Here is a 19,101-nt window from a genome sequence, read left to right as displayed (position 1 = left end):
ACTCACCCGTCCGCCGCTCGTTCCACAGGCTTCACCCCGAAGGGATCTGCCTGCTTCCCGCGCTCGACTTGCATGTATTAGGCACGCCGCCAGCGTTCGTCCTGAGCCAAGATCAAACTCTCCATAATAGTTGAGCTTGCTTGCTCGTTCAAAAAACTAGCTTGTATATCTTGCTTGACATACTGGTTGTTTTGTTCAGTTTTCAAAGATCAAATTGTCGCTCGCCGACTCAACGACAGCTTAATAATTATATCAGATTACTAGAATGAAGTCAATAACTTTTTTAAATCAACTATTACTTCCTTCAAAACAGCAACTTAATCAATATAACATTTGGACTTGTAAGAAGTCAATATGTTTTTTCGTGGTTGCTTGTTGTCCGATGCAACTTTCATAATATAACATGTCACAGAATGTGATGCAATAGAAAAACAGTTTCCAACTATCGGAAACTGTTTTCAGAAGATAAATAGGTGAATGGCCGCCAACGAAGCCAAGCCAGGAATTCCTAAAAAACCGGTGATTAGGGCGGTGTATATATTTATCGGCAGATGGAGGCCAATAGAAGCACCGAATACATTGAAGAAAAACAAAAACAATACACCAATCACTAATTTTACCGATCCCTGAGCAACAAAGCGCAAAGGCTTGATCGGTGCTCCGAGAACAAGTAGTAAGGCTATTACCACCACCATACTTGTTATGATGACCGCTGGATTCATTTTCTCCTCTCCTTTTGCTTGTCCTTTTCTATTTATAGGTATGAAAAGGCAAAAGGAAAAAGAACTGAATTATCTCATCGCACTTACCTTTCGAACTCTCGCTTCCCGCAACAGGTAAAGGTATTTAGCTTCAGCAACCTTAAGTTCGTATATTCCACGCTCAGTGGGTTCGACGCTTCGTTCAATGATTGATTTGATACTTTTCCATTCTTCCTTTGATTTAAAAATATCATCCAATAACTGCTCATCCACCTGGCTCTTTTTAATCTTTTTACCGCCAATCACTTTGATCACCTATCCTCTTTCTCTACATTCTACACAAGAGTTGCACGCTACAGAGCCGGAAATTATAATTCCCTTCGTCCTTCCATCGCTTTAGACAATGTTACTTCATCCGCATACTCGAGGTCGCCTCCCATTGGAAGTCCGTGGGCGATTCTGGTGATTCTTATCCCGGAAGGTTTAACCAGACGGGAGATATACATCGCAGTTGCTTCGCCTTCGATATTCGGATTGGTAGCAAGGATGAGTTCATTTACTTCTTCATCTTTAAGCCGGTTCAGCAAACTCGGAACATTGATGTCCTCAGGCCCAATCCCATCCATCGGAGAGATAGCTCCATGCAGGACATGATATTTTCCGCCAAATTCCTTCATTTTTTCCATGGCAATGACATCCTTTGGATCCTGCACGACACAAATCACCGAATTATCCCTTGTCTCGTCCTGACAAATCGAACATGGATCCTGGTCGGTGATATGCCCGCATATCGAGCAGTGGGTCAGCTCTCTCTTTGCATTGACCAAAGCCTTCGCAAAATCCAAAACGTCATCTTCTTTCATATTCAACACAAAAAAGGCCAGGCGGACAGCCGTTTTCGGTCCGATCCCCGGCAATTTTGTAAAGCTGTCAATCAGCTTTGAAATCGGTTCTGGGTAATACATGAAGCATACCTCCTAGAACATTCCTCCAGGCATGTTTAAACCTTTCGTGAACTGTCCCATAGTATCATTTGTTTTGTCTTCAACCTGTTTCAATACGTCGTTCGTTGCGGCCAGAATCAAATCCTGGAGCATATCCAGATCATCCGGGTCCACCACTTCTTCGTTTATTTGAATGTCGGTAATTTCCTTTTTCCCGTTTGCTGTTACTTTTACCATACCCCCGCCGGCAGCACCTTCAAAACTCATTTCTTGAAGTTCTTCCTGAGCTTTCATCATATCTTTTTGCATTTTCTGCATTTGCTTCATCATTTTATTCATATTTCCACCACCACGCATGGAAAACCCTCCTTATTAATCATGAATTTCTAATAAATCATCACCAGCGAGCTTTCTTGCTTCGGCAACCAACGGATCTTCCTCCTGGGAGGATTCCCCTTGCTCTTCCGTTTCCTGCTGTTTTTGCTTGCTGATATATTCTTCTCTGAGTTCTTGCCAATTCGCTTCCGGTATCGGAATCACCGTCAGTGATTTACCGATGACCTCCGCTAATAACGATTCTATCGCTTGTTTATGGTCTAAAGCAAGTGAACAATGGATTTCGTACTTAAATGCTACAACTAGAGCCTGGCTCGATGCAGCCCGGGGCTTACTGTTCTGGATTGTTGCATGGGCAGGGGCACTTTGTTTCTTCAGCATATTCATGAAATTCGCCCACTGAGACTGCACATTCTTCAACTCTGTCTTAGAGGCTTCCTTCAATACTTGACGTATTCGTTCAAACGGAATTTTATAACTGTTTTTTGTTGCCCGTTGCTGCGGACGCGGTTGTGCTGGCGAAGGAGCATCAGCATGCTGGACCGCCACACCATTTTTCTTTACTTCCTGCATTTCTTTTTCCAGTTGGGCCAATTTTCTTGTCAACTTGTCAACGGCTTCAGCGGACGTTCCACTGGAAGCTTTTTGCTGATCAGAGATATTTAATACGGCTATTTCAATGAATACCTTGGGACTATTTGTCCACTTTATTTCCTGTTGACATTCATTCAGCTGCCTGATTGCTTCCTGGATCCAGTCAGCATTGACTTCCGCGGCAAGCTGTTTGAAACTGTCAGTCAGCAAAGCACGTTCCAAAATATTCTCCAGATCTGGCGCACTTTGGTATAGCAGTAAATCACGCAAATAGTAAATCAAGTCAAATACAAAGCGTCCCGGATCCTTTCCTTCCTGGATCAAATCATCCACATAACGCAACGCCTGTTGAATTTCCTGTCGATACATCGCCTCGGTCACAAGCGTCAGTTTTTCCTGTGAGACCGACCCGGTAACGGCCAGGACATCCTCCAGACTTACCTCATCTTCACTGTAAGATATCGCCTGATCCAACAAGCTGAGCGCATCCCGCATCCCTCCTTCAGCAGAAAGTGCCACAGATTCAAGAGCTTCCCTGGTTGTCTTGATACCTTCTGCTTCGACGATTGTCTGCATACGCTCGACGATCGATGAAGGAGTGATCCGTTTAAAGTCAAATCGCTGACAGCGGGAAATGATCGTTAATGGTATTTTATGCGGTTCCGTGGTCGCCAGAATAAAAATGACATGCTTGGGCGGCTCCTCCAATGTTTTCAACAAGGCATTAAAAGCGCCCATCGACAGCATGTGGACTTCATCGATAATATAGACTTTGTAAGCGACTGCACTTGGTGCATACTTCACTTTGTCCCGGATATCCCGGATCTGTTCCACTCCATTGTTGGATGCGGCATCGATTTCGATTACATCGGAAATGGAGCCGTCCTGTATTCCCAGACATGCCGCGCATTCGTTACACGGTTCCTTCACTGGTGCATGTTCACAGTTTACGGTTTTCGCAAATATCTTGGCAGCACTGGTCTTGCCTGTACCCCGAGGTCCTGAAAACAAATAGGCATGCGAAAACTTCTGCTGGACGATGGCATTTTGCAATGTACGGGTAATATGGGTTTGTCCGACGACATCAGAAAAGCTCCTTGGACGCCAGACTCGATACAGTGCCTGATAGCTCATTCAATACTTGCCCCTTTTTGATTGCTCTCTTAATTATAACTGAATTATGTTGCGGTTGGAAACCTTCTATACGAAAAACCTCTTGCCCTGAGACAAGAGGTTCACTAGCATGTATTCAATAAGTAAAGCCGTGCACCCATCGTCGATAGTACGACCCTAAGCGTTACTCAAGTTCATGGCTCGACCCGGGCTTCCCCGCGGCACACAAGAAGGACCGCTTACTGCTGCTTCCTTCCGGACCTGACAGGGTTCACGGGTTCCCGTTGCGCAGGACCCGGGTGTCAGCACCAATCCCTTGAGGCAGACCTTAATGTCATACTACCTCGGATGGGGATTCAGCCTCGCTATAGCGGATTGCGAGTACAGGGCACCGCTACCTCCCCGCCTAGCACGACAAATTTGCTAACAATTATTTGTGGCGCTTTAATAGCGCAATTCATAGTATAACGACTTTCATCCAAAAATGCAATAGGTAGAGACTGGAAGCCTCATTTGTCTCCGGGCTTTCTCTTCCTTTGCTGCCTGAGGGTACGGAAAAAATCAGTCAACAGTTGTCCGCATGCTTCTTCCAATACTCCTCCACGGACTTCCGCCACATGATTGAACCGGCTGTCTTCGAGAAGATTCATCAAGGTGCCTGCACAACCCGCTTTGGGATCGTAGGCCCCGAAAACGACCCGGGGGATTCTGGATTGAATGATTGCTCCCGCACACATCGGGCAAGGCTCCAACGTAACATAAAGGGTACAATTTTCGAGCCGCCAGCTTCCTATTGATTCATTTGCTTTGTCAATCGCAATCAGCTCAGCATGAGAGGCGGTTGTTTGAAGCGACTCCCGTAAATTGAAGGATGCGGCGATCACTTGCTCTTCGTGGACAATGACCGCCCCGATCGGCACTTCTCCCAGTTGTCCTGCTTTTTTTGCTTCCATAATGGCCAGTTCCATATAATATTGATCGTTCATTAATCATCCCACTTTTCATTCGAAGGTTTCAAACATCAAGAAAAAGATAAATAATAAGGAAGAGAGGAGTGAAGTCATGGAAACAGACAGAAATGATGCGGCCGTGGTCATTGTAGACATCATCAATGACTTTGATTTTCCGGAGGGTCCACAGTTGTTGGAAAACACCAAGAAGATCCTCCCCAACCTGAAAAAATTGAAAGAGTTTGCGTATCAGCAGTCTATTCCTATTATTTATGTAAATGACCATTATGGCATCTGGCAATCGGACTTTCAAAAAGTCAGTGATTACTGCCGCAATGAACAAAACAAACAAATCATCGATCAAATGCAGCCTGCATCCGATGATTATTTCCTGATAAAACCAAAACATTCTGGATTCTATGGTACAGCGCTCGAATCTTTATTGAAAGAATTAAACGTAAACCATATCATCATCGCCGGTATCGCTGGTGACTTTTGTGTACTGTTCACGGCCAACGATGCTCATATGCGTGAGTATAGTATCAGTGTACCAAAAAACTGTATCGCCTCCAACGAGGAGCAACAGAACGACCGGGCCCTCGCGCTGATGGCTGAAAAACTTGGCGCAGATATTGATCCTGTTTAAAAGCATATGTTCCTTCCTCTGCACATAAGATGATAACGGAGAAAAATGTTATTTTCAGAGGAGGAAGGAATGTGCAAATCCATGTAGTTGCGCCGGGAGAGTCCTTATATGCGATAGCGATGATGTACGGCACCACCGTGGCGTCATTGCAGGCCGTAAATGAACTGGATGCTCCCGGCAATTTAGTTGTCGGACAGACGTTGGTTGTTCCGCTCCAGGGGAATATTTACCGTGTCCAGCCCGGGGACAGTTTATATTCGATCGGCCAGCGATTCGGAGTGTCTGTACAACAACTTGCCAATGCCAACAATATTTCCCCCAATCTTGAACTTCAAGTTGGATTTCCTCTATTTATCCCCCAGCAGCCCAAGACCAGGACGGAAGTTAATGCCTATATCGAACCGTACGGCGAAACAGTCTCCGAGACCTTGATCAATGCGGCGGAGAAGAATACACAGTATCTTACTTACTTGTCCCCTTTCAGTTATCGGATAAATCGTGACGGCACCTTGATTCCTCCACCGTTAGATAACTTCCGGCAAATTGCCGCAAACAACAATGCCGGTCTGGTCCTGGTAGTTACCAATTTGGAAGAGGGAGCATTTAGCGCAGAATTAGGCAGGGAAATCATAACGAACCGGCAAGTAGAAAACACGCTTTTGAATGAAATTGTAAGCACAGCCGAAGCCGGCGGTTATCGAGACGTCCATTTCGATTTTGAATTTCTTCCACCGGATACTCGTGAAGACTACAACAATTTTCTAAGAAGAGCCAAGCAACGTTTGAGTGAAGCAGGATTATTGATGTCCACTGCTCTCGCTCCGAAAACAAGTGCCGAACAAACCGGAGCGTGGTATGAGGCCCATGACTATGCTGCCCACGGGGAAATCGCAGATTTTGTTGTGTTGATGACCTATGAATGGGGATATAGCGGCGGTCCGCCTATGGCTGTGTCACCGATCGGGCCGGTGCGGGAAGTGGTAGAATATGCATTGACCGAAATGCCTGCTGAAAAAATTTTGCTTGGTCAAAACCTCTACGGATATGACTGGACGCTGCCATTCGAACCAGGCGGAGATTATGCCCAGGCGCTAAGCCCTCAACAGGCAATCACCCTGGCCCGAAACGAAAATGTTGCCATTGAGTACGATGAGACCGACCAAGCTCCATTTTTTCATTATACGGACGACGAAGGAAACCGGCATGAAGTATGGTTTGAAGACGCCCGCTCCATCCAAGCCAAGTTCGACTTGATTAAAGAATTAGGACTTCGGGGGATTAGCTATTGGAAACTGGGATTGGCCTTTCCTCAAAACTGGCAGCTGCTTGACGCAAACTTTGACATAGTAAAACCAGGATAATCTGCATCCTGGTTTTTTTTGTTTATATAACCGTTCCGATTGATTTACCTTTTGATACCATTGTTAAATTGGCTGGAAGCAGCTCAAACTAAAAGAAAATAGAAGGCAGAAAGAGAAGGTGATGACGTGAATTTGGACTTCCAGTTTGTATTTAAATCGGTGATTTTGGTGCTATCGGGAGTATTATTGTTGCGTATTTCCGGAAGAAAATCCATTTCACAAATGACATTGGCACAGACCGTAGTGATGATTTCGATTGGTTCGGTTATCATTCAACCAATCGTGGAAAGGAGCGTAATCCGAACGATTATTGTTGCCGCCATTTTTGTTTTCACCCTGATCGTTATCGAGTGGCTTCAACTTAAATTCAACGTTGTGGAAAAGTTTATTACTGGTAAATCAAAAATCCTCATTCAAAACGGACAGCTGGAAACGAAAAACTTTAACAAGAACCGGCTTACTGTCGACCAACTCGAAATGTTTCTCCGGCAGCAAGGGATTTCCAAGCTTTCCGATCTCAAAACGGCAACAATCGAACCGAATGGGCAGCTTGGATATGAATTGACGGAGGATGCCCGTCCACTCACCGTAGGGGAATTTAAAAAAATGATTCATCCAAGCATGCTGAACCCGGCAGTGATGGATAATACACAGCAACCAAAACAGACATCTCAACAACAGCAAAATCTTTTTGAAGAAATCACTGCCAACCATCAAACAGACCATTCAAAAAAACTTAAGTGACTTAACCTGGAGCGAAACGGAAAATCCGGTTTTTATTTGAGACGCTTTTCCATTCAACCGATGATTGTGAGGATTCAGGAGCAACACGCAAGACCTGTATCTCTACTTCAAATTCCGTAGAGAAAGGAAATGGTTTAACCTGTATGTCCATGTCTGTCAGCCACTCCGCTGTCATTCCTCTTGGTGCAAAGCAAAATTCCTGACGAAATCCATCCTTGAACCAGTCTATTTCTTCCGATTTCTTCACACCGGGAGGATTCAATGTCGCATATAAGGATAAATCATCACAAAATTGCAGGATGCGATAATGACAGGTCATAGCATCCTCCAGCGAATCTATCGTTAAAGAAGAGATCAGCCGGCGTCTTCGCTCTTGTTCATGAAGCAAGAATGACGAAATGTCGGGATCATTACCTTTGTCAGACGAGAAAAAAGAAACATAATGCATGCTGCAAAGGATAGCACCATAAGAAGTTTGTTCCTCAACCTGATCAATACCGCGACTGTATGCTTGAAGTTTTTCCTGTAAGGGGTAGTCAATAAAATCATATGGCTTCTGCTCAGCAACATTCCAAACAATCTGTTGATCAAGCGGAATCCAGGCCCGATCATGATGACGGATTGCATATAAAACATCCTGTTTTAATGCTGGATAGGGAAAAGCATCACGTCTCCAATGGCATGCAAGTTGAAAGGATAAGTATGCATGATCATGCTGTTTAATGATTTCCCATCGATCACCGTTTTTTCTAACTATCATTAATCTTTTCCCCCTTTTGTCAGGATCGTTGCAAGCTAAAGAAGAGGCTGCCCTTATGTGGACAACCTCTTTTTCATTGGTTTATGCCAATACTTTTAATGATTCACGGTTGAAAGCTGGAATATCATCTGGTTGACGGCTGGTTACCAGCTGATTTTGGCAAACGACGACTTCTTGGTCTTTTAAGTCGGCGCCGGCGTACTCCATATCCACTTGAATCGATTTGAACCCAGTTGCCTGGCGTCCTTCCAGTTTTTTAGCCGTAATCAACAGCTGCGGCCCATGACAAATGGCCATTACTGGTTTTTTCTCGTCCATAAAGTGTTTTGCAAAAGAAACAAACCGTTCATCTGCGCGCAATTGGTCTGGTGAAAATCCGCCGGGGATAAACAGAGCATCGAAGTCAGAAGGATTGACATCATCGATGCCTTTATCAATCGTCACTTTTGCTTCACCTTGTTTTCCAGTGACTTGTTTACCAGCTTCCTTTTCAATGGTTACCACTTCGTGTCCTTCATCCTTAAATGCTTTGGCAGGATCTGTATATTCCACATCTTCAAACATATCTGTCAATACACAAGCAATCTTACTCATCGTAACAACACTCCTTTGAAAAACTATAGGGTTTTACGGTTACATCGATAATGTACCCTCGCCTTTGGAGTTTAAACATAATATGGAAGATTTAAATACATTGAAGTTTCCCCTCCACACGTACCAGCAAGAAGGAGGAAGTATCTCCATCCAACGGAGGCAGGATATGCAGACTTCAGTGAAAGAGCGTGAAGTCAAGTTATTAAGGATATAAAAACCGAACGAATTATCGTTCGGTTTTTATGTTGGCCGCTATGCTTTTGTTCAAGCTTCCTTAGCCTACTCTTCTAATGTAGAGGTATCTCCGGTCGGCAGTCCCAATTCCCAGGATTTCAAAAGCCGGCGCATGATTTTCCCGCTCCTTGTCTTTGGAATCGTATCCTTGATTTCAATTTCCCGTGGTGCAGCATGGGCGCTCAAGCCGGTTTTTACAAACTTCCGGATATCTTCGACCAATTCATCGCTTGACTGATAGCCATCATTCAGGGTGATGAAAGCTTTGATGATTTCTCCTCGTTCCGGATCCGGTTTCCCGATGACACCGGCTTCCGAAACAGCTGGATGTTCAATCAGCTTGCTTTCCACTTCGAACGGTCCAACCCGTTCTCCGGATGTATTGATGACATCGTCCAGTCTTCCCTGGAACCAAAAATAACCGTCTTCATCCTTATAGGCACTGTCCCCTGACACATACCAGCCATTGATGAAATAACTTTCATATTTTCCAGGGTTTTGCCATATCGCACGCATCATGGATGGCCATCCCTGCCTTATTGCCAGATTTCCCATTTGATTGGGCGGAAGTTCGTTTCCTTCATTATCGATGATCGCTGCGTCAATTCCTGGAATCGGTTTACCCATTGATCCAGGGCGAATATCCATATCTGGAAGGTTGACGATCAACATCGCACCAGTTTCCGTCATCCACCAGGTATCATGGATTCTCAAATCAAACGCCTTGACGCCCCAGGTAATCACTTCCGGATTCAACGGTTCGCCAACACTCAGGACATGCCGCAGCGAAGAAAGATCGTATTTTTTCGCTGTCTGTTCTCCAGCGCTTACCAGCTTCCGGAGCGCAGTCGGAGCCGTGTACCAAACGGTAACGTTGTTTTTAGCAATTGTTTCATACCAAGAATCCGCCGTGAAACGGCCGCCCCGTATCACGTTCGTCACCCCGTTCAGCCATGGAGCAAAAATTCCATAGCTTGTTCCGGTGACCCAGCCGGGATCCGCCGTACACCAATAAACATCGTCTTCCTTCAAATCAAGCACCCAGTGCCCTGTCGCATAATGTTGGATCATCGCATTGTGAACATGGTAGACCCCTTTCGGTTTTCCGGTTGATCCGGAAGTATAATGCAGCAGCATGCCATCTTCGAGGTCTACCCATTCAATGTCAAACTCCTCGGAAGCTTGCTCCATCTCATGGAAGTAATCGATGTACTTATCATCCGATTCCTCATGGTACCCGACAAGCACAATTTTCTTGAGCTCCGGGAGTTCATCCTGAGGAACACGTTCGAGCAATTCCGGGGTCGTGATCAACATCGAAGCGCCGCTGTCATCGAGTCTGTCACGAACCGCTTGTTCCATAAAGGCTTCAAATAAAGGACCTGCAATGGCTCCAACCTTCAGAATACCGAAAAAGCTCGCATAAAATTCCGGGCTTCTCGGCATAAACAAAAAGACTCTGTCCCCCTTTTGCACGTCATGCTTTTTAAGTACGTTGGCGAATTTGTTACTCATTGTTTTTAATTCATGGAAAGTCAATGTCTCTTCCCTGTCTGGTGAGGAGTATATCAAAGCAGTCTGGTCTTTCTTCGCAGGATTTTCAGCATGTCGGTCGATCGTTTCATAGGCGGCATTCACTTTGCCGGTTTCATTCCAGCTAAATTCTTTTTTCACGTCTTCCCAGTCGAACGACTGTCTTGTTTTCTCGTAATCCTTTAAATTGTGATTCCCTTCCCGAGCTGCAATAGGTTGCATATCCATTAGATCACCTCATCCGAAATTTTTTGCAAACGATTTCAAAAATACTTCTACTACTACTCCTACACCTTATGTCGCTTCTGTTTTGTTTATTAAATTTTTGAAAAATTCCTTTAATTACTACCTATTTTAGACGATTTGGTGAATAATTTAAAGAGAAAACCTCAAACCTGTTTTCAACCGTGCCGCTTAAGCAAGGTCAACCCATTCGATAAAATTATCCTAGTTTCGAAATAAAATAGGTTGACGTTTATGATTTACTAATATATACTTACTTACATAAAGTAAGTTAATCATTAAAAATAACGAACAAAAAGCTTTAAATTTAAAAACGGAGGGAATAGGAAAATGGCAAAACAAACTTTTAATGTGGATCCAACCCACACAAGCATTGATTTTTCGGTAAAACATATGATGGTATCAAAAGTGAAAGGTACTTTTCATGACTTTGAAGCAACAATTGCTGCTGATCCAGAGGACTTGACTACTGCCGATGTCGAATTTTTCATTGATGTAAACAGTGTCGACACCCGCAACGAACAGCGTGACACGCACTTGCGGTCAGGGGACTTTTTCGATATCGAAAACAATCCGAAGATTACATTTAAGTCTACAGACGTGAAAAAAGTCGGAGATGATGAATATGAAGTCACTGGCGATATGACAATCCGCGGTACGACTCGTCAAGAAACGTTCAAAGTGGAATTCGAAGGCAGCGGCAAAGACCCATGGGGCAACCAAGTATATGGTTTTAGCGGTGAAGGAAAAATAAATCGCAGCAACTATGGTTTGACTTACAATGCAACCCTTGAAACCGGCGGCGTTTTAATCGGCGACGAAATCAAAGTTTCCATCGAATTGGAAGCGACTACTCAAGCATAAACAAAAGATATCTCTTCAACCAAAAGAACTCATCAGCATCGTGCTGGTGAGTTTCTTTTTGTCTAGTCCGACCCTTCCGACTTTCTCCATATCAACTTCAATCCCTCCTGCCTGCCTTTTTTATCTTTCTTGCTCGGAAGTCATACTTGAGAAAAGTTCGAAACTGTGTTCCTTGTTTTCCTTTCTTTTCCGGAAATTCCGATTACCACCTTTCATAATTCTTCCCTTCTAATTTCCCTTATCCCATTTTACGGACATAAAATAGGAGGTTTTTGCAGAAGCTAGGCAAATAGATAAGGAAGGAGTCATGCAGCATGTTCGGTCTTTTTAAACGGGGAAATTCCTCCAAAGAAGAATCGAAACGTCCTCTATATAAGGACTTGAAAAAGAATACGGAAGAAGTTAAAAAGCTGTTCAGCCATGGTGTTAACTCTGACTTTGTCTACCGCAAAGTGACATCCAACACTAACAAGGAAGTAAGTATTTTTTTCTATGCATCCATTGTCAATAGCCAGAAAATCTACGATGGAATCATCAAACCGTTATTTGAGTCGGAAAAGGAAAATCTACGTTCGGTGATTATCCTTGAAGATTTAGCTGAATCCTATGATTTCGACCAGGTAGAAAGTGACATCAATAGCGGAAAAGCCGTCATTTTCGAAGAAAACAGTGACAGGGCCTATGCTGTCGATGTTGCCGAATTCCAACATCGCGCAGTGGAAAAGCCTGAGAATGAAAGTGTCGTCAAGGGGCCTCAGGAAGCCTTTACGGAATCGGTCAGTGTCAATCTTTCATTGATCAGGAAAAAAATCCATGACAAACAGCTTATAGCGGAAACAGTAGAAATCGGCGAGCGGGCCAAACAGGCAGTGACAGTCATGTATGTCAGCGATTTAGTCAATCAGGATACACTGAAAAATGTCCGCGAGCGGCTGAATTCCATCTCGGTTGATAATGTCCGCAATATTGAAATACTGGAACAACATATTGAAGAGCGCCCTTATTCCATCATTCCTACCCTTTTGTACACAGAACGATCTGACAGGGCTGCATCTTTTTTAGAAGAAGGTTTTATCGTGTTAATGATGAATAACTCTTCTGCCTGTTTAATTCTCCCGGTGACGTTTTGGTCTTTTTTTCATACACCGGAAGACCGGTACCTACGATTTTTATTCGGGAATTTCTCCAGAATCATCCGCTTTCTGGCGTTGATTATCACATTGTTCATCTCTGCTGTCTATGTAGCGATCACCAATTATCATAGTGAAATGATCCCGCCGGATTTATTGCTGGCCATTACCAGTGCCAGAGAACGTGTTCCGTTCCCAGGCGTTTTTGAAGTGTTGCTGATGGAAATTTCTTTTGAGTTAATCCGGGAAGCAGGCCTTCGTATCCCGAATCCTTTGGGGCCGACAATCGGGATTGTCGGTGCTTTGATTTTGGGACAGGCAGCGGTGGAAGCAAATATCGTGAGTCCGATCATTGTCATCATTGTCGCCTTGTCGGGCCTTTCATCTTTTGCAATGGCCAATATCAGCTTAAACTATACCATCCGGATCACCCGCTTTATCTTTATCATGGCCGCAAGTTTCTTCGGAATGTTCTCTCTTATGGGGGCCTTTCTGTTATGGCTGATGTATCTGGCGTCACTGAAATCATTCGGGACACCTTTCTTGGCACCTTTAAGCCCGAGATATCCGTCTGCCCGAGATACGATATTCCGTAAAACAGCTATTAAAGAGATGTTGCGCCCCGGGTTCGTCAAGCCACAAGACATGAAAAAAAAGTAAGGAAGTAGGTGACGACTTTGCAAGGAAAAGAGAGACTGACAGCAAAAGAACTATTTGCGATCACCGTATTGATGATAGCTGTCAAAATCGGCGACACGACCCCTTCCTTACTTGCACAGCATGGTAAAAACGCGTTTTGGCTGATGGCCCCCATCGCGTTTTTCACCATTCTGCCGTCCTATTTGCTCTTGATGCATTTGTTAAAAAAATATAAGGATAAAAACTTGGTGGAACTGATTGAGCATATCCTTGGAAAAAGAGCAGGGAAGTTGGTCGGATTGGCCCTGTTCTTGATCACTTTTTTTTCCATGACCATCGATACACGGAATTACGTGGAAGAAATCAAGCTATTATATTTTCCAGAAGCGACTACCAGTCTTGTTTTTATCATCTTCATGGGTGTATGTTTTTTTGGTGCAAAGAAGGGGTTCGAAACGATAGGCTCCACCGCTTGGGTTCTATTCCCCTATATAAAAATCACTTTCATTCTCCTGGTGATTCTTATTTTGGAAGAAGTGGTCTGGCAGCGTGTTTTCCCCATTTGGGGTACAGGTCTAGGTCAAATCGTGATGGAAGGGATGAAAAAATCATCGATTTTTTCCCAGCTGATCATTTTGACAATGGCTTACACATCCCTTCGCAAAACCAGCATGTTTCACAAAGGCGCCCTCTTCGGCGCTTTGATCGTGATAGTGGAAATCACTTTCTTTTTTTTACTGTACTGCACCATGTTCGATTATAACTCTATTGAGAAAGTGGCGTTCCCTTTCCATGAAATTACACAGTATGTGAATATCGGCAGTTTTTTTACCAACATTGAAACCTTCTTTATGATTTTCTGGCTTTTGGCGGCTTTTATCCGTTTTATCCTGTACTTGTACTTCACTGCATGGATTTTCGGCGCAGTATTCAATATCAAGGAGTTTGAGCCATTGCTATTACCTTTTGGATATTTCGTCGTGATTTTGGGGCTGATGCCGAAAAACGCCATTCAAAATGAATTGCTCTTCCGGGAAAACTATCTCGATATGATTACACCATTCTTTTTGATTTTGCCGTTTCTTCTATGGACTACCGCGAAATTACGGGGGGAATTTAAAAAATGAGACCAGTATTTTTTTTCTTGGCTGTCGGTCTTCTGTTCCTGCTGAGCGGATGCTATGATCGTATTGAATTGGAGGAACAGTCCTATGTCATCGGTATCGGGATTGATAAAGCAGACAATGACGAGAAAGGCTTGTTTAAAATCACATTTCAAATAGCAAATCCCGAAGTGGGCTCTTCCATCAGCAGCGGGGGAAGTGATGAAGACCCCCAACAAACCATCACCGTGGAGGGATCGGATTTTATTACCGCCACCAATACCGCCAACTCGATTGTCACCAAAGAAATTGTGCTTGATCATACCAAGGTGTTGGTAATTTCCGAGGAATTGGCCCGATCTGGTGATTTTCTCCGAGTCGTTCAATCTGCATCCCGGACCACCCAGTTGCGTCGCGGTGTTCAGATTGTCGTTTCCAGGGAAGATGCCAGTGACTTTTTAAACAACAACAAGCCGACATTGGAAACGCGCCCCCACAAATATTATCAATTCATGCTTAACCGCGCGACCGAAACAGGCATCATTCCAGACGCGGACGTCCATCGTTTTTTTCAAATTACTGAAGGAGACGCAGACCTGTTCCTGGCAATTTATGCCACTACGGAAAAAATCGAAGAAAAGAGTCAGGGGTATGAAGATCAATACATCGCCGGCCAAATCCCGCAAATCGGGAGCAATGCCACGCAATTCATGGGTTCAGCCGTGTTCAAAGAAGGGAAGATGATCGACGTACTCACAGGACAAGAGACAAGGCTGTGTTTGATTTTCGATAATACCATCGATATGGATGATTTATTGGCAACCTATCCGGACCCTATAAAAAAAGGTTACCGGATTGCAGCCAGCTTCATCAAAAAAGAAAAAACCAAGGTCGATATCGATTATAAAAAAAACCAGCCGTCTAAAATCACCGTTACGGTACCTTTTTCCCTAGAGATACTGGCCATTCCCAGTCTGGTGGATTACGCAGAGAATAGTGAAAACCAAAAAATCCTGCGTAAAACCATTACCGATGACATCAACAAGCGAGCCGAACAATTGGTCAAAAAAGCTCAGCAAGAGTATCGCAGCGATCCTTTTTATTGGTCGATCTACGTCCGAAAATACTTTCGGACCATCAAAGAATACGAAAAAGCAGATTGGAATCACGATATTTTTCCTAATGCCGACGTCAAACTCGACTTCCAGCTTACCCAGATAGAGTTCGGGAAAATGCTAAATGATTCCGATTTGGATGCAGTGAGGGATTGATATGGAAAATGTCATTATTATTGGGCTGGGGATCTTCATTTCCGGCTACATTGCTTCTTACGCAAAACGGACCTTTAAAGAAGACAACAAACCTGGCGGCATCGCACTGGTCGTCTTCAGCATTTTATGTCTGGCAGCGCCTTTCAGCCTGCTTTTTCAGTAAGAGATATAAAAAGACAAAGGAAATACTCCTTTGTCTTTTTTGTATGATGGCCCCAGCAGGATTCGAACCTGCGACACATGGTTTAGGAAACCATTGCTCTATCCCCTGAGCTATGGAGCCAGAAGTTCAATTTGCTTCTCCAAAAAGGAAAGCACTACTTATTATACAAAATACTTCTCCACTTGAAAAGGGAAAAACATGACAATTTTACTGAAGACTATTCCAGACTGTGGCTGATATGATAAAATGGTATCTGTCTGTCGAATGATAATGAAAAGTGTACTTTTTTATACTGAATATAGATGAGCATCTTGCTTGATGATTGGAGGAGGAGAAATGGGACAACTTCCTTTTATTGCGGTAGAAGGACCCATCGGGGTGGGCAAAACATCGCTTGCTAAAAAACTTGCTGCGCATTTCGAGTTGCATTTGTTGAAAGAAATAGTGGAAGAAAATCCATTCCTGGGTAAATTTTATGATGACATAGAAGAATGGAGCTTCCAGACAGAAATGTTTTTCTTATGCAATCGGTACAAACAACTGGAGGATATTGAAACCAAATACTTAAACCAGGATAAGCCCGTGATCGCTGATTATCATATTTCCAAGAATATGATTTTTGCCAAGCGGACGTTGAAAGAGAAGCAATTTGATAAGTATGCGAAAATTTATGATATCTTGACGGCGGATATGCCGCAGCCAAATATGATGGTTTACCTGGACGCCAGCCTGGACACCTTGTTGGAGCGGATAAGAATGCGCGGACGGGAAGTAGAGCAGAATATTCAACCGGCATACCTGGAGCAGCTTTCACAGGATTACAATGACTTCATGGATCAGTTTGAAAAAATGAATCCGTCCATCCCGGTCATCCGATTGAATGGGGACCATCTCGATTTTGTAAAATACCAGGATGATCTGGACCGGATTATCCATACAGTTGAAGAGCACTTGAGAAAAGGGGAAGTAGTCAAATGAACTTAAGAGAACGTTATAACATTCCGAATGACAGTGTCATTACGATAGCCGGGACGGTTGGAGTGGGAAAATCGACGATGACCAACGCTTTGGCGGACGCCCTGAATTTCCGGACGTCTTTGGAAAAAGTGGATACCAACCCATACCTGGATAAGTTTTATGCCGATTTTGAGCGCTGGAGCTTCCATTTACAAATCTATTTTCTGGCCGAACGCTTCAAGGAACAGAAACGGATATTTGAATACGGAGGCGGCTTCATCCAAGACCGTTCCATTTATGAAGATACCGGTATTTTTGCAAAGATGCATTATGATAAAGGTACCATGTCGCAGGTTGACTATGAGACCTATAAAAGTTTGTTTGACGCGATGGTCATGACGCCTTACTTCCCGCATCCTGATTTACTGATCTATCTAGAGGGGTCCTTCGATGACATACTTGGAAGAATCAAAGAGCGCGGTCGCCCGATGGAACAGCAAACTCCAATCGCTTATTGGGAAGAAATGTTCAAGCGCTATGAAAATTGGATCAACAACTTCAATTCCTGTCCGATTCTGAGGATCAACATTGCGGATTACGACTTGATGAATGATGAAAGCTCGATCGAACCTGTGCTGGAGAAAATCGGCCACTTCATCCAGCAGTCCCGCAAGTGGAAGTCAGGGCAATTAACCTAAATGGAAGAAAGTAGCCGGGACCAAATCATGCCCGCAAATAACCGAACGGATTTGATATATAAATCAAATCCGTTCGGTTTTTAATTTTTGTTTTCCTTAGATAGCATTCTTGTTATCCAGGTGTTTGATGCGTGCTCGATCGCTACGGCAAGCTACTACCGTCCCCGCGGAAAGCGAAGTACCTTGCCGGAGTGGAACGTTGCACTTTTCATAGCATCGAATGTTTTGCTTTTTGCTCATCATAAAAACCGAACGAGTGATGGGTCGTTCGTCATTTTGGTCACGATACTTTTGTCCCATGCTCCTTTTTATTTTATATTCTTTTAAGGCAAGCCCCTTTACTTTCATTTATTCGCATCATTTTTTGCCTGATACGGGCTCCCCAGCTCGATTGAACGGGCTGCCGCCTGTTTGATACAAGCCATCAATGCTTCTTGATATTTATACTTTTCCAATGTCTCCAGCCCGGCTTGTGTCGTTCCACCAGGACTGGTGATTTTTTCGCGCAGCGCGGACGGCTGTTCATCTGAATTCTTCAGCATTTCTGCAGCACCGACAAGCGTCTGGATAATCAATTCCTTGGCAATTTCAGGCTTCAGTCCCGCTTCAGCGGCTGCATCCTCCATCGCCTCGACAAAATAATAAATATATGCCGGGCCGCTTCCGGATAATCCCGTTATCGTATGGAGATCGTCTTCCTCCTCGACAACGGTCGTTGTGCCGATTGTTTGAAACAAGGTTTTCACCAAACGAATGTGCTCCGGTCCGGCCTGCTCTCCTCCTGCTATAGCTGTTGCGGAATAGCCGATGGTGGCAGACGTATTCGGCATCGCCCGCACTACCGGACAATTCTTTTCCAACTGTTCCGCGATGTAACCCGTCGAAACACCTGCCAGCACAGATACCACTATCTGTTCATCCGTCACATATTTTTTGATGCCTTCCAGCGCTTCCGTGATATCCTTCGGTTTCATAGACAGAATGATGACATCCGCTCCCTGGACAACCTCCTGCTTATCATTGGAACAACGGACATGGTAGATGTTTTTCAGCCGTTCCAAACGCTCCTTGTTTTCTTTATTGGTCACCCAGATTTGATCCGCTTGTAAAAATCCTTTGGCCAATATACCGGTCATGATTGCCTCGGCCATCGAACCTGCCCCGATGAACGCAATTTTATTGAACATGCCTATCTCCTCCTTGAGTAAATGCCATTTTATTTTAACCAATAATAAAACCCCCGCCCCGTCCTCTGTATCATAAGGACGGAATGAGGGTTGTCATCCGCGGTACCACCTTGGTTGGCATTGTTCCATGTGAAACAGAATGCCCGCTCGGACCGTTAACGCCGGCTACGGTCAGTTTTCTAGCCTGACTGCTCCCAGGTAGGTTTCAATAATGCCTTAGCGATGGAATCTTTCAGCCGGTGGATTCCAATCTCTGACGCCTGTCACTATTTACTGGCCTGTTCTTCGCAATGGTTTATTTTTATGTATTATGATTGGAAAAACGTTTTCTGTCAA

20 protein-coding genes, 1 tRNA gene, 1 rRNA gene and 1 other RNA gene are annotated in these 19,101 nt (G+C 44.1%); 10 read left to right on the top strand and 13 right to left on the bottom strand.

Annotation, left to right across the window (positions count from 1 at the left end):
- The 8 genes from F6X55_RS00545 to tadA form a co-directional block, all read right to left on the bottom strand.
- A 16S ribosomal RNA gene (locus tag F6X55_RS00545) occupies positions 1–128 on the bottom strand; the annotation flags it as partial.
- Between the two features lie 330 nt (positions 129–458).
- Positions 459–722 (bottom strand): pro-sigmaK processing inhibitor BofA family protein, encoded by a 264-nt coding sequence (locus F6X55_RS00540; protein WP_026568954.1) that lies wholly within the window; start codon positions 720–722, stop codon positions 459–461.
- A 69-nt stretch (positions 723–791) separates the two neighbouring features.
- On the bottom strand, positions 792–1,016 hold the full coding sequence (locus tag F6X55_RS00535) for a YaaL family protein (RefSeq protein ID WP_321172120.1): 225 nt from the start codon (positions 1,014–1,016) through the stop codon (positions 792–794).
- Positions 1,017–1,069: 53 nt separating this feature from the next.
- Positions 1,070–1,666 carry a recombination mediator RecR gene (gene recR, locus F6X55_RS00530; protein ID WP_026568952.1) on the bottom strand — a complete coding sequence of 199 codons (597 nt, stop codon included), beginning with the start codon at positions 1,664–1,666 and terminating at the stop codon, positions 1,070–1,072.
- Positions 1,667–1,678: 12 nt separating this feature from the next.
- Positions 1,679–2,002 carry a YbaB/EbfC family nucleoid-associated protein gene (locus F6X55_RS00525; RefSeq protein ID WP_026568951.1) on the bottom strand — a complete coding sequence of 108 codons (324 nt, stop codon included), beginning with the start codon at positions 2,000–2,002 and terminating at the stop codon, positions 1,679–1,681.
- Positions 2,003–2,017: 15 nt separating this feature from the next.
- Positions 2,018–3,709 carry a DNA polymerase III subunit gamma/tau gene (dnaX, locus tag F6X55_RS00520; RefSeq protein WP_026568950.1) on the bottom strand — a complete coding sequence of 564 codons (1,692 nt, stop codon included), beginning with the start codon at positions 3,707–3,709 and terminating at the stop codon, positions 2,018–2,020.
- A 128-nt stretch (positions 3,710–3,837) separates the two neighbouring features.
- An RNA gene (ffs, locus tag F6X55_RS00515) (signal recognition particle sRNA large type) lies at positions 3,838–4,103 on the bottom strand.
- 94 nt (positions 4,104–4,197) lie between these two features.
- The gene (gene tadA / locus F6X55_RS00510) at positions 4,198–4,674 is read right to left on the bottom strand and encodes a tRNA adenosine(34) deaminase TadA (RefSeq protein WP_026568949.1); all 477 of its coding nucleotides are present in this window, start codon (positions 4,672–4,674) and stop codon (positions 4,198–4,200) included.
- Between the two features lie 76 nt (positions 4,675–4,750).
- On the opposite strand from tadA, the gene F6X55_RS00505 reads away from it, so the two are divergent.
- The 3 genes from F6X55_RS00505 (at position 4,751) to F6X55_RS00495 (ending at position 7,389) form a co-directional block, all read left to right on the top strand.
- Positions 4,751–5,284 (top strand): cysteine hydrolase family protein, encoded by a 534-nt coding sequence (locus F6X55_RS00505; RefSeq protein ID WP_026772095.1) that lies wholly within the window; start codon positions 4,751–4,753, stop codon positions 5,282–5,284.
- Between the two features lie 71 nt (positions 5,285–5,355).
- Positions 5,356–6,645 (top strand): glycoside hydrolase family 18 protein, encoded by a 1,290-nt coding sequence (locus tag F6X55_RS00500; RefSeq protein ID WP_026568948.1) that lies wholly within the window; start codon positions 5,356–5,358, stop codon positions 6,643–6,645.
- Between the two features lie 126 nt (positions 6,646–6,771).
- The gene (locus tag F6X55_RS00495) at positions 6,772–7,389 is read left to right on the top strand and encodes a DUF421 domain-containing protein (RefSeq protein WP_237648567.1); all 618 of its coding nucleotides are present in this window, start codon (positions 6,772–6,774) and stop codon (positions 7,387–7,389) included.
- A 1-nt stretch (position 7,390) separates the two neighbouring features.
- On the opposite strand, the gene F6X55_RS00490 is transcribed toward F6X55_RS00495, so the two are convergent.
- The 3 genes from F6X55_RS00490 to acsA form a co-directional block, all read right to left on the bottom strand.
- The gene (locus tag F6X55_RS00490) at positions 7,391–8,149 is read right to left on the bottom strand and encodes a DUF3891 family protein (RefSeq protein WP_153461494.1); all 759 of its coding nucleotides are present in this window, start codon (positions 8,147–8,149) and stop codon (positions 7,391–7,393) included.
- 81 nt (positions 8,150–8,230) lie between these two features.
- On the bottom strand, positions 8,231–8,743 hold the full coding sequence (locus tag F6X55_RS00485) for a type 1 glutamine amidotransferase domain-containing protein (RefSeq protein ID WP_026568946.1): 513 nt from the start codon (positions 8,741–8,743) through the stop codon (positions 8,231–8,233).
- 279 nt (positions 8,744–9,022) lie between these two features.
- On the bottom strand, positions 9,023–10,738 hold the full coding sequence (gene acsA / locus F6X55_RS00480; protein ID WP_153461492.1) for an acetate--CoA ligase: 1,716 nt from the start codon (positions 10,736–10,738) through the stop codon (positions 9,023–9,025).
- A 345-nt stretch (positions 10,739–11,083) separates the two neighbouring features.
- Here acsA and F6X55_RS00475 point away from each other — a divergent pair, with 345 nt between their 5' ends.
- The 5 genes from F6X55_RS00475 to F6X55_RS00455 all read left to right on the top strand — a co-directional run bounded on the left by F6X55_RS00475 (position 11,084) and on the right by F6X55_RS00455 (position 15,923).
- The gene (locus F6X55_RS00475) at positions 11,084–11,617 is read left to right on the top strand and encodes a YceI family protein (protein ID WP_026568945.1); all 534 of its coding nucleotides are present in this window, start codon (positions 11,084–11,086) and stop codon (positions 11,615–11,617) included.
- Positions 11,618–11,931: 314 nt separating this feature from the next.
- Positions 11,932–13,407 (top strand): spore germination protein, encoded by a 1,476-nt coding sequence (locus F6X55_RS00470; RefSeq protein WP_153461488.1) that lies wholly within the window; start codon positions 11,932–11,934, stop codon positions 13,405–13,407.
- A gap of 8 nt (positions 13,408–13,415) precedes the next feature.
- Positions 13,416–14,513, top strand: coding sequence for a GerAB/ArcD/ProY family transporter (locus F6X55_RS00465; RefSeq protein ID WP_237648566.1), 1,098 nt, complete (start codon positions 13,416–13,418; stop codon positions 14,511–14,513).
- A complete protein-coding gene (locus F6X55_RS00460; protein ID WP_153461487.1) occupies positions 14,510–15,760 on the top strand; it encodes a Ger(x)C family spore germination protein in 1,251 nt (416 codons plus the stop codon). The genes F6X55_RS00465 and F6X55_RS00460 overlap by 4 nt, the downstream gene beginning before the upstream one ends.
- Before the next feature lies 1 nt (position 15,761).
- Entirely contained in the window at positions 15,762–15,923 is a 162-nt protein-coding gene (locus F6X55_RS00455) for a hypothetical protein (RefSeq protein WP_153461486.1), read from the top strand.
- A gap of 47 nt (positions 15,924–15,970) precedes the next feature.
- On the opposite strand, the gene F6X55_RS00450 is transcribed toward F6X55_RS00455, so the two are convergent.
- Positions 15,971–16,043, bottom strand: a tRNA-Arg gene (locus F6X55_RS00450).
- A gap of 216 nt (positions 16,044–16,259) precedes the next feature.
- On the opposite strand from F6X55_RS00450, the gene F6X55_RS00445 reads away from it, so the two are divergent.
- Complete coding sequence (locus tag F6X55_RS00445; RefSeq protein WP_026568941.1) at positions 16,260–16,901, top strand: deoxynucleoside kinase; 642 nt, start codon at positions 16,260–16,262, stop codon at positions 16,899–16,901.
- Positions 16,898–17,578: a deoxynucleoside kinase gene (locus F6X55_RS00440; RefSeq protein ID WP_026568940.1), complete on the top strand. Its 681-nt coding sequence runs from the start codon at positions 16,898–16,900 to the stop codon at positions 17,576–17,578. The genes F6X55_RS00445 and F6X55_RS00440 overlap by 4 nt, the downstream gene beginning before the upstream one ends.
- 344 nt (positions 17,579–17,922) lie before the next feature.
- Here the strand turns inward: F6X55_RS00440 and proC are convergent, their stop codons facing one another.
- The gene (gene proC / locus F6X55_RS00435; protein ID WP_153461485.1) at positions 17,923–18,765 is read right to left on the bottom strand and encodes a pyrroline-5-carboxylate reductase; all 843 of its coding nucleotides are present in this window, start codon (positions 18,763–18,765) and stop codon (positions 17,923–17,925) included.
- Positions 18,766–19,101 lie beyond the last annotated feature (336 nt).

It is taken from the genome of Sediminibacillus terrae, from assembly GCF_009602435.1.
Taxonomy (GTDB): Bacteria; Bacillota; Bacilli; order Bacillales; family Amphibacillaceae; genus Sediminibacillus; species Sediminibacillus terrae.
This window is presented reverse-complemented; position numbering and strand designations above follow the sequence as displayed.